This is a genomic window from Streptomyces sp. NPDC054849 (assembly GCF_053610945.1).
Window position 1 is genome coordinate 1 of record NZ_JBSGZI010000061.1, and the last position, 10,181, is coordinate 10,181.

A 10,181-nucleotide genomic window follows, 5' to 3' on the forward strand; every position below is an offset into this window, starting at 1 on the left:
GATCCATGGCCGCGACTGACGTTTCCCCACGGTCAGACCAACGACCATCCGAACCGAAAGTCACATGATCAACAGCTTCTGTTAGGACCTCTAAGGCCGGGACGGCAGGTCGGCGAGGAGGCCGGCGGCCCCGCTCCGCCGGCGCTCGGCGCGCTCCTCGATCAGGCGGCGGAAACCCGACACGGCGTAGCGCTCGCCCGCGGCCGAGCCCGGGCCGGGGATCCCCGCGACCTCGGCCATGAGCTGCTGGGGCTGCGGCTGCCAGCCCACCACCAGAACCCGCAGGCCCATGCACTCCGCGCGCCGGTGCAGGTCGAGGACGAGCAGCAGGCCGGCCACGTCCATGAACGGCACCTCGTGCGTGTCGATCATGGCCACGGAAATGTCCTCGGTGACCGCGTCCAGGGCTCGCCTCAAGGGGTGTTCGGCGGCGGCGTCCAAGTCGCCCACCATGCTGATCAGAACCGTACTGCCGTTACGCTGCGCCACTGTCTCCAAGGCCATGACCGCAACCTTCCCGTCTCCTGCCTGTGCACCCGGCCGGGCGCATCGGTCCGGACGTCCCCTGCCGGAGGCGGTGTGGCCTCTTGTGTGCGGGAACGGCAGGCCGGGGCGGACGGCGGCCCGGTGCGGGGCACGATAACAGAATGTCATCTTTCTGCCTCGCCGGGTGAGGGTGTCGGGGTTCGCGGCGAAGTGACCAAGCGTATGCGCGTGCATACCGGGCGCGTCGGGGTACATCATCCATAGTTCCCGATCGGCTCCGCCGGCCTTCGCTTGAAGGGATGATCCCGCTTGGCTCCTCACATTTCTTCCCCGACGATCGAAAATCCCTCCGATGTAGCCGGTGTGGCCAGGGTGCGGGCCACGCCTGTCGGCGGGGATCCGACGGTGGCGCGGGCCATCGGGATGATCATGGCCATCACTCCGTGTTCGGCGCGCGACGCCCGCCTCGTCCTCGCGTCGGCGGCCGCCGCGGCCCACGTGTCCGAGGCCGAACTGGCCGCCGCCATGGTGGCCGCCACACAGGGAGTGGCGACCCCCGTCCACGTCGAGCGCGCGCTGCGCCACGCCGTGGACTGCGCCCGCAGCCCGGAGTCGCCCTCGCCCGCGGTGACCGCGCCGGTGGCCATGCGCGCGAGCCGGGCCGGGACCGAGGAGGTCCTGGCCCGGTTCAGGGCCTGTCAGGCGCGCCTGGCCGCGGAGCCCGGGAGCGAGGAGGCGCGCCGGGAGATGGACGACGTGACGTACACGTTGTGCGTGCTGATGGGCCGGTCCCGCGCCCACGAGGCGGTACGGGTCGCGATGGACCGTCTCGCGATGTCCACATAGCACCGCGGCGCGGGGCGGTCACCCGGCCGGAACCCGCCGCGCGGACCGGGGTACTCGCGGCGGGTTCCGGGGCGTCGGGCGTCGGCTTCGGGATGCCGCGGACGTCGGGGGGCGGGTGTCGGCGTCGCGGGGTCAGGGCCGCCGGGTCAGATATCCGCCCATGGAGGTGAAGTACTCGGACGCGGGCAACTCCCGGCCGTCCTCGGTCCGTACGCGCGTGATGGCCAGGCCGTGGTTACGGCCGGTGCGGGCGTCGGCGCCCGCCACGATCACCACGCCGTCGCCCTCGCGGTAGAAGATACGGCCGGGCGTGCCGCCGTACCGGCCCTGGGACACGAAGGCCGCCAGGACCTCCAGCCGCCTGCCCTTGTGGAAGGTGAAGGCGCTGGGGTACGGCTCGGACTGGGCGCGGACCAGACGGGACAGGTCTTCTGCGGGCCAGGTCCAGTCGATGCGGATGTCCTCGGTGGACCGCTTGTGGAAGAAGCTCGCCTGGGACCGGTCCTGCTTGGTGAACTCCGTGTGCCCGGAGGCGATGAGGTCGAGCGCGCCGACGGTGACGGGGGCGATGAGGTCGACGGTCTTGTGGAAGAGGTCGGTGGCGGTGTCCGTCGGGCCCACCGGCACGGACTCCTGCCGCACGATGTCACCGGCGTCGAGTTCGTCGTTCATCATGTGCGCGGTGACGCCCACTTCGGTCTCACCGTTGATGAGGGCCCAGATCAGGGGCGAGAAGCCGGCGTACTTGGGCAGCAGCGAGTCGTGCACGTTCAGCGTGCCGTGGCGCGGGTGGCCGAAGATGCGCGGAGGGAGCCACGTCCGCCAGTTGTTGGCGACGATGATGTCCGGGTCGGCCTCCTTGAGCCGCTCGAACAACTCGTCGTCGTCGGGACGGTTGCGGATCAGCACCGGGACACCGTGTTCCTCGGCGAGGTCGGCTACGGAGTCGCTCCAGATCTTCTCGTAGGCGTGCTTGCTCTTGGGGTGTGTCACCACCAGAACCACGTCGTGCTCGGAGTCCAGGAGGGCTTGAAGGGTTCGGTGCCCCCAGGTCTGGTAACCGAACATGACGACCCGCATAGGTTCCTCCTCAGGACAGGGATTGACCAACGTCAAGTAAAGCAAGGCTTGCCTAAGTGCGCAATGGCCCCTATCTGTAGGCGAGTTGACGGGCGCAGGCGTTCGGGCGCCCGATTTGTCCATCGACAACTTCCGCGGGATCAGCTTAGCCTTGCCTAAGTACCGGGTCGTGGTTCCGTCGGCATGCCCGACGTCCGTATGTCCCGGTGCTCGACCGACGGCTGCCTGCCCGCCCGGCACGGCGGCTGCCCTCGCACGATGGGAGTGACATGGCACAGGCTCGTCCTGACGACGTCCCGTTGATTCACGACTTCATAGGCATCGGCTTCGGGCCGTCCAACGTGGCCATGGCGATCGCGGTCAGCGAGCACAACGCACGCGTCGGCGGGCCGGATGCGATCAGCGCTCGGTTCTTCGAACAGCAGCCGAACTTCGGCTGGCACCGCGGCATGCTCATCGACGACGCGACCATGCAAGTGTCCTTCCTCAAGGACCTGGTGACGCTGCGGAACCCGGCCAGCGAGTTCAGCTTCCTGTGCTACCTGAAGAGCAACGGACGGCTGATCGACTTCATCAACCACAAGAACCTCTTCCCGCTGCGCGTGGAGTTCCACGACTACTTCGAGTGGGCCGCGGCCAAGGTCGACGACATGGTCTCCTACGCCCACGAGGTCGTAGGGGTCACGCCCGTCACCCGCGACGGAGTCGTCGAGTACCTGGACGTGACCGTGCGTTCGGGAGAGGGGCTCGCACGCCACCGCGCCCGCAACCTCGTCGTCGGCACCGGCCTGCGTCCCGTCATGCCGGACGGCGTGGAGCGCACCGACCGCGTCTGGCACAACTCGGATCTGCTGACGAAGGTCGACGCCCTGGAGGGGTCCGCCCCCTCCCGGTTCGTCGTCGTGGGCGCCGGGCAGAGCGCCGCCGAGAACGTCGCCTACCTGCACCGGCGTTTCCCCGAGGCCGAGATCTGCGCCGTCTTCTCGCGCTACGGGTACAGCCCCGCCGACGACAGCGGCTTCGCCAACCGGATCTTCGACCCTGCGGCGGTGGACGACTACTTCACGGCTCCCGAGAGCATCAAGCGCAGGCTGATGGACTACCACGGCAACACCAACTACTCCGTGGTGGACATCGACCTGATCGACGACCTGTACCGGCAGATGTACCAGGAGAAGGTCCTCGGCACCGAGCGTCTGCGCTTCCTCAACGTCTCCCGCCTGACCGATGTCAAGGAGACGCCGGCCAAGGTCCACGCCACGGTGCAGTCCCTCGTCACCGGAGAGGAGACACCCCTGGACGCGGACATCGTGGTCTTCGCCACCGGTTACCGCCCCGCCGACCCGCTCGGCCTCCTCGGCGAGGTCGCCGACCGCTGCCTGCGCGACGAGGAGGGCCGCGTGCGGGTCGAGCGCGACTACCGCATCGCGACCGACGCCGGCCTGCGCTGTGGCATCTACGTGCAGGGCGGGACCGAGCACACGCACGGCATCACGTCATCCCTGCTGTCCAACACCGCCGTCAGGGTGGGCGAGATCCTGGACTCACTCCTCGGCCGGAGTCTCAAGCCGGTGTCCGACGAGGCGCGGACGGTCGTCGAGGAGACCGGGAGCACGGCCCGCTAGCCGGTCCGTCCACTACCGGCTCGGGCCCACACCGCCTCGCCGTGGAGAGCCGGGCCGGCCGGTGGCGGATTCCATTGACCAGGCGTCCTCCGGTGGATCGAAGGGATAACGTACAGCGACATGGGCACGATTGCAGTGGAGCGCCCCGTGCCCAAGGGCACAACCACGGCCCGCAGGCGACGGGTTGTGGGTACGGTCACGCTCGTGTTGGTCCTCCTGACCGCAATGGTGGTGTCGTTGGGCGTCGGTGCGCGCGGGCTCAGTCCGTCCGAGGTATGGAACGGGTTGTCGGCGGCGCCGGGCTCCGACCCGCGGCTCACCGAGATCAGACTCATCGTGCACACCGTGCGGGTGCCCCGGACCGTGCTGGCGGTCGTGGCGGGCGTGGCCCTGGGGGTCGGTGGGGCGCTGATCCAGGGGTACACGCGCAACCCGATCGCCGACACGGGCCTGCTGGGGGTGAATGCGGGTGCCTCGTTCGCGGTGGTGTCGGTGATCGCCGTGTTCGGGTTCGCCAACCCCTTCCATTACGTCTGGTTCGCCTTCCTGGGGGCGGCGGTCTCGGGTGTCGTCGTGTTCGGGCTGGCGAGCATCGGCCGCGGGGCCGGCAACCCGTTGACGCTCGCACTCGCCGGGCAGGGGGTCACCGTGTTCCTCGCGGCGATGACCATGGCCGTCGCGCTGTCGGACAAGGCGTCGCTGAACGCGCTGCGCTTCTGGAACTCGGGCTCCGTGGCCGGCGTCGGATTCGACGTCATCTGGCCGGTGACGGCGTTCATCGCGGCGGGTCTGGTGCTGGCGCTGACCACGTTGCCCGCCATCAACCTGCTCAACCTGGGCGACGACGTCGCGCGGGGCCTGGGGGTGAACATCGCACTGAGCCGGAGCATCGGCATCATCGCCATCACCCTGCTGGCGGGCGCCGCGACCGCGGCATGCGGCCCCATCGCCTTCCTCGGTCTCATGGTGGCCCACGTGGCGCGTTATCTGACCGGGCCGGACTACCGCTGGCTGGTGCCGTACGCGGGGCTGCTCGGAGCCGTCGTCCTGCTCGTCTGCGACATCGCGGGGCGCTTGGCGGTGCGCCCGGGCGAGTTGGACGCGGGGGTCGTCGTGGCCCTCCTCGGCGCCCCGTTCTTCGCGGCTCTGGTGTGGCGCGGAAAGTTCAAGAGCGCATGAGCGGAACCGACGTGAAGCCCTCGCTGGCGCCGGGCGTGCGGCTCGGCCGTGTGTCGTTCGTATGGCGGCCTTGGCTCGTGTGCGTGACGCTGCTGCTAATGGCGGCGACCTTCCTGGTGTTCTGCCTGTCCATCGGCGTCGGGGACTTCCCCGTCGCTCTGCCCCAGGTGATCAGCACGATCCTGGGCGGGGGTGAACACGTCGACAAGTTCGTGATCATGGACCTGCGGATGCCACGCGCCCTTGCCGGATGTGTCGTGGGCATCGCGCTCGGAGTGTCCGGGGCGATCACCCAGGCCATCGCGCGCAATCCGCTGGCCAGTCCGGACATCCTGGGGATCACCGGCGGCGCCGGCGCGGTCGCGGTGTTCCTGGTGACGGTGTCGGGCGGCACCGCCGCGGCGGTCGTCGACTCGGTCGGTTTGTCCGGGGCGGCGCTCACGGGCGGTCTCGGCACGGGTCTCCTCGTCTACTTCCTGGCGTGGCGGCGCGGCGTCGACGGATTCCGGCTCATCCTCATCGGCATCTCGGTGAGCGCCGTGATGGAGGCCATCACGACCTGGCTGCTGGTCACCGCCGACATCCGGGACGTGGCCCGTGCCCAGGCGTGGCTGATCGGCTCCCTGGACAACCGGTCGTGGGACGACGTCCGCGTGGCGCTCTGGTGCACGGTCGTGCTGACGGCCGTCGTGGCGTTGGTCGCGTTCCAGTTCAAACCGCTGCACCTCGGCGACGACGTGGCCGCGGGCCTGGGCGTCCGGTACGCCAGGGTGCGCGCCGTCCTGCTGCTGTGCGCGGTTCTGCTGGCCGGCGTGGCGGTGAGCGCGGCCGGCCCGGTCCCGTTCGTCGCGTTGGTGGCGCCGCAGGTGGCGATGCGTCTGGCGAGGTGCCCGACACCGCCGATGGTGGCCTCCGGCATGGTGGGAGCCCTGCTGCTGACCGGCGCGGACCTGGTGGCGCGCACGGCGCTGCCGATCTCCCTCCCGGTCGGCGTGGTCACCGCCGCGATCGGCGGCCCCTTCCTCGTGTACCTGCTGGTACGGGCGAACATCCGATAGTCGACACATCTTCGAGCAGGCTTGGATCAGGGGGACTTGTGGCCGTTTCACACCTCACCGGGATCGCATCCGCGAGTGATGACACCACACGGCTGGCGGCCAGGGGAGTCACCGTCGGGTACGGCGGACGAATCGTCATCGACGATCTGCACGTGGCGATCCCGCCCCGGGTGATCACCACCATCATCGGCTCCAACGGCTGCGGGAAGTCGACTTTGCTGCGGACCCTCTCGCGGCTGCTCAAGCCGACCAAGGGGACGGTGGTGCTGGACGGCGACGACATCGCCCGGCTCAAGACCAGGGACGTGGCGAAGAAGCTCGGCCTGCTGCCACAGGCGCCGGTCGCGCCGGAGGGGCTCACCGTGGCCGACCTCGTCGCCCGTGGCCGCCACCCCCACCAGAGCTGGCTTCGGCAGTGGTCGTCGGACGACGCCGCCGTCGTGGAGCGTGCGCTGGCCATGACCGGGGTGTCCGACCTGGCCGACCGTCCGGTCGACGCGCTGTCCGGCGGGCAGCGGCAGCGCGTCTGGATCTCGATGACGCTGGCTCAGGGCACCGATCTGCTGCTGCTGGACGAGCCGACGACCTACCTGGACCTGGCGCACGCGATCGACGTGCTGGACCTGGTGGACGACCTGCACGAGTCGGGATGCACGGTGGTCCTGGTGCTGCACGACCTCAATCTCGCCACGCGCTACAGCGACAACCTCATCGTGATGAAGGCGGGGTCGATCCTGGCGCAGGGGCACCCGCGCGACGTGATCACCGCCGAGTTGCTGCACGAGGCGTTCGGGCTCCGGGCCAAGGTCATCGACGACCCGGTGGGGGACAGGCCCCTCATCGTGCCGATCGGCCGGACCCACGTCCAGCTCGGCTAGATTGGACAAAGATACGCCCCAAGTAAGGCTAGGCTAGCCTCACTTGACGCGATACTGTTTGCCTGCCCTCGGGCGGGGGTGCAATGGACACAGCACGAAAGCAAGGGATTGCGGATGCTTCTCCATCGAACGACTCGTAAGACGTCCTGGGGGCGGCTGACGGCGGTACTGACCGCCGCGGCCCTCGGTGTCGGCCTCCTCGCCGGCTGTGGTTCCGACAAGGCGGACCAGGCCGACAAGAAGAGCGACAACGCCCCGGCTGCCGCGGCCGGAACCTTCCCGGTCACGGTGGAGCACGCGTTCGGATCCACGGAGATCACCAAGGCTCCCCAGCGGGTCGTCTCCGTCGGCTACACCGACGATCAGGCCATCCTGGCGTTCGGCATCAAGCCGGTCGGCATGGTCGACCAGTACCCGAACCCGCCGGGCACGACTCCCGACATCAACACCCAGTGGCCCTGGGTGAAGGACAAGTGGGGCGACACCCGCCCCGAGGTCGTCATGAACAACGGCGACGCCGGCCCGAACTACGAGAAGATCGCCGCCCTGCGACCGGACCTGATCATCGCGGTCTACTCGGAGATCGACCAGGCCGCCTACGAGAAGCTGTCCAAGATCGCACCGACGGTGGGTCGCACCAAGGCCGAGAAGGAGCCCTTCAGCGCTCCGTGGCAGGACAACGCGGTCCACATCGCCAAGGCGCTGGGCCAGGAGTCCAAGGGCACCGAGCTGGTGAAGGGCATCCAGGACAAGCTCGACACGGCCAAGAAGGCGCACCCCGAGTTCGCGAACCAGACCGCCGTAGCGCTTTCCTGGTACAAGGACTCGGTGGCGCCGTTCACCACCACCGACGTGCGCGGACGGCTGGTGACGGGTATCGGCTTCAAGGGCCAGACCGAGATCGACAAGATCGCGGACGGCAAGTTCTACACCACGCTGTCCCCCGAGCGCATCGACCTCGTCGACGTCGACCGCATCTTCGTCATCGCCGACAAGGCGGACCAGGAAGCACTGAAGAAGTTCGAGCTGTTCACCAACCTGAACGCGGTCAAGAACGGGAAGGTCTCGTACCTCCTGGACAGCGAAGGCCCGGCGGTCGGCGCGGCCATGTCCCAGGGCACCCTGCTCTCCCTGCCGTACGCGATCGACGAACTCGTCAAGTCGGTCGGCTAGGTGTGAGCATCACCGATACGCGCGTCGCCCCGTCGACCCTGCGCACGACGACCGGACGCGAGGCCACCCGCTGGGTCGTCGCGCACTGCCGCGAAATTCCGTGGCTGACGTCCGCCACCGTGCTCACCACGGTCGCCGGGGCGGCGCTCCAGATCCTCCCGCTCCTGCTGCTCGGGCGGGTCGTGGACGGGGTCGTCGAGGGTGCGTCCCGCTCGATCCTGGTCACGACAGGGGTGTTGATGGTGACCGCCGCGCTGCTCGGCGCGGCGGCCACGGCGGCGTCGACCTACCTGATCGGACGGCTGGGCGCGGACCTGCTCGCCCGGCTGCGCGAAGGCGCGGTCCGGGCGGTGCTGGGGATGCCGAGCGCACGGATCGAGCAGGTCGGCCGGGGGGACGTGCTCTCCAGGGTCGGTGACGACGTCGCCGTGCTGTCCCGGGGCATCCGGACCGCCGTCCCCACCGTGTTCTCGGCGGGAGTACTCGTCGTCATCGCCACGGTCGGCATGTTCGGCCTGGACTGGCGGCTCGGTCTGGCCGGCGCCGGCGCGCTGCCCGCGTACGCGCTCGCCCTGCGCTGGTACCTCCCGCGCTCCGCCCCGCTCTACCAGCGGCAGCGGTCGGCCCAGGCCGACCGCGCCCAGGCGCTGATCAGCGGACTGAACGGGATCGACACGGTCCGGGCCTACCGCCTCGAAGGGGCCGTCCGCGAGAAGGTCACCACCGAGTCGTGGCGGGTGCGCGAACTCGGAATCGAGGTGTTCCGGCTCTTCGGCCGGTTCGTCGGCCGCGAGAACCGCGCCGAGTTCATCGGACTGGTCCTGATCATCGTGGTGGGGTACGCCCTGCTGGAGGCCGATGCCGCCACCCTGGGCGAGGTGTCGGCGGCCCCGCTGCTGTTCCACCGTCTGTTCACCCCGTTGGGCTCCATCATGTTCACCTTCGACGAGGCGCAGAAGTCGGGCGCCAGCCTGACCCGTCTGGTCGGAGTACTGGGGGAGGACGCGGAGGACCGGCTGGTGGGCGCCCTGGCCGTCGCGCCGGCGGGCGATCCGCCGACGGACGACGTGCCGTACCCGGTCACGGTGGAGGGACTGACCTTCACCTATCCCGACACCGAGGAGCCGGTCCTGCGGGACGTCAGCCTGACGATCCCGGTCGGCGGCTCGCTCGCGCTCGTGGGAGCGACGGGCGCGGGCAAATCGACGCTCGCCGCGCTGATCGCGGGCATCGGGACCCCGCAGGCCGGATCGGTGCGCATAGGGTCCACCGACCTCTCCGGACTCGACGAGGCCGGGGCGCGGGCCCTGGTGAGCATCCTGACGCAGGAGACACACGTGTTCTCCGGTCCGCTCGCCGACGACCTGCGGCTGGCCGCGCCGGAGGCGACCGACGACGAGCTGATGGACGCCCTGCGCACGGTCGGCGCCGACGGATGGGTCGACGCGCTGCCCGACGGGCTGCACACCCTGGTCGGCGAGGGCGGCGAACGCCTGGACGTCACCAAGGTCGCCCAGATCGCCCTGGCCCGGCTGGTGCTGGGCCGGGCGCCGGTGGTGGTGCTCGACGAGTCGACGGCGGAGGCGGGCAGCGAGGGTGCGGCCGAGCTGGAGCGGGCCGTGATGGCGGCCTGCGCGAACCGGACCACGCTGTTCGTGGCGCACCGGCTGACGCAGGCGATGGCGGCGGACCGGATCGCCGTCCTCGACGCGGGACGTGTCGTGGAGCACGGGACCCACGAGGAGCTCGTGGCCCTGGGCGGCCGGTACGCACGACTGTGGCGGGCCTGGCGAGAGGGCAGCTAGGTGCGCATGGCGAGAGGGCAGCCGGATGAGCAGGGTGAGCCGGTGAGCCGG

General features: G+C 69.8%; 9 protein-coding genes. 7 read left to right on the top strand and 2 right to left on the bottom strand.

Annotation, left to right across the window (positions count from 1 at the left end; genetic code table 11):
- Positions 1-90: 90 nt before the first annotated feature.
- On the bottom strand, positions 91-504 hold the full coding sequence (locus ACWGIF_RS24070) for an STAS domain-containing protein (protein WP_453500551.1): 414 nt from the start codon (positions 502-504) through the stop codon (positions 91-93).
- A 387-nt stretch (positions 505-891) separates the two neighbouring features.
- On the opposite strand from ACWGIF_RS24070, the gene ACWGIF_RS24075 reads away from it, so the two are divergent.
- Positions 892-1,332, top strand: coding sequence for a DUF5133 domain-containing protein (locus tag ACWGIF_RS24075; RefSeq protein ID WP_453500552.1), 441 nt, complete (start codon positions 892-894; stop codon positions 1,330-1,332).
- Positions 1,333-1,464: 132 nt separating this feature from the next.
- Here the strand turns inward: ACWGIF_RS24075 and ACWGIF_RS24080 are convergent, their stop codons facing one another.
- The gene (locus ACWGIF_RS24080; RefSeq protein WP_453500553.1) at positions 1,465-2,412 is read right to left on the bottom strand and encodes a methionyl-tRNA formyltransferase; all 948 of its coding nucleotides are present in this window, start codon (positions 2,410-2,412) and stop codon (positions 1,465-1,467) included.
- Positions 2,413-2,681: 269 nt separating this feature from the next.
- Here ACWGIF_RS24080 and ACWGIF_RS24085 point away from each other — a divergent pair, with 269 nt between their 5' ends.
- The 6 genes from ACWGIF_RS24085 to ACWGIF_RS24110 all read left to right on the top strand — a co-directional run bounded on the left by ACWGIF_RS24085 (position 2,682) and on the right by ACWGIF_RS24110 (position 10,130).
- Positions 2,682-4,037, top strand: coding sequence for a lysine N(6)-hydroxylase/L-ornithine N(5)-oxygenase family protein (locus tag ACWGIF_RS24085; RefSeq protein ID WP_453500554.1), 1,356 nt, complete (start codon positions 2,682-2,684; stop codon positions 4,035-4,037).
- A 120-nt stretch (positions 4,038-4,157) separates the two neighbouring features.
- Positions 4,158-5,216, top strand: a complete 1,059-nt coding sequence (locus ACWGIF_RS24090) for a FecCD family ABC transporter permease (RefSeq protein ID WP_453500555.1) — start codon at positions 4,158-4,160, stop codon at positions 5,214-5,216.
- On the top strand, positions 5,213-6,274 hold the full coding sequence (locus ACWGIF_RS24095) for a FecCD family ABC transporter permease (RefSeq protein ID WP_453500556.1): 1,062 nt from the start codon (positions 5,213-5,215) through the stop codon (positions 6,272-6,274). Before ACWGIF_RS24090 ends, ACWGIF_RS24095 begins: the two co-directional genes overlap by 4 nt.
- A gap of 38 nt (positions 6,275-6,312) precedes the next feature.
- The gene (locus ACWGIF_RS24100; protein ID WP_453500557.1) at positions 6,313-7,152 is read left to right on the top strand and encodes an ABC transporter ATP-binding protein; all 840 of its coding nucleotides are present in this window, start codon (positions 6,313-6,315) and stop codon (positions 7,150-7,152) included.
- Between the two features lie 114 nt (positions 7,153-7,266).
- Positions 7,267-8,325 (top strand): iron-siderophore ABC transporter substrate-binding protein, encoded by a 1,059-nt coding sequence (locus ACWGIF_RS24105; protein WP_453500558.1) that lies wholly within the window; start codon positions 7,267-7,269, stop codon positions 8,323-8,325.
- A 2-nt stretch (positions 8,326-8,327) separates the two neighbouring features.
- Positions 8,328-10,130, top strand: a complete 1,803-nt coding sequence (locus ACWGIF_RS24110; RefSeq protein ID WP_453500559.1) for an ABC transporter ATP-binding protein — start codon at positions 8,328-8,330, stop codon at positions 10,128-10,130.
- Positions 10,131-10,181 lie beyond the last annotated feature (51 nt).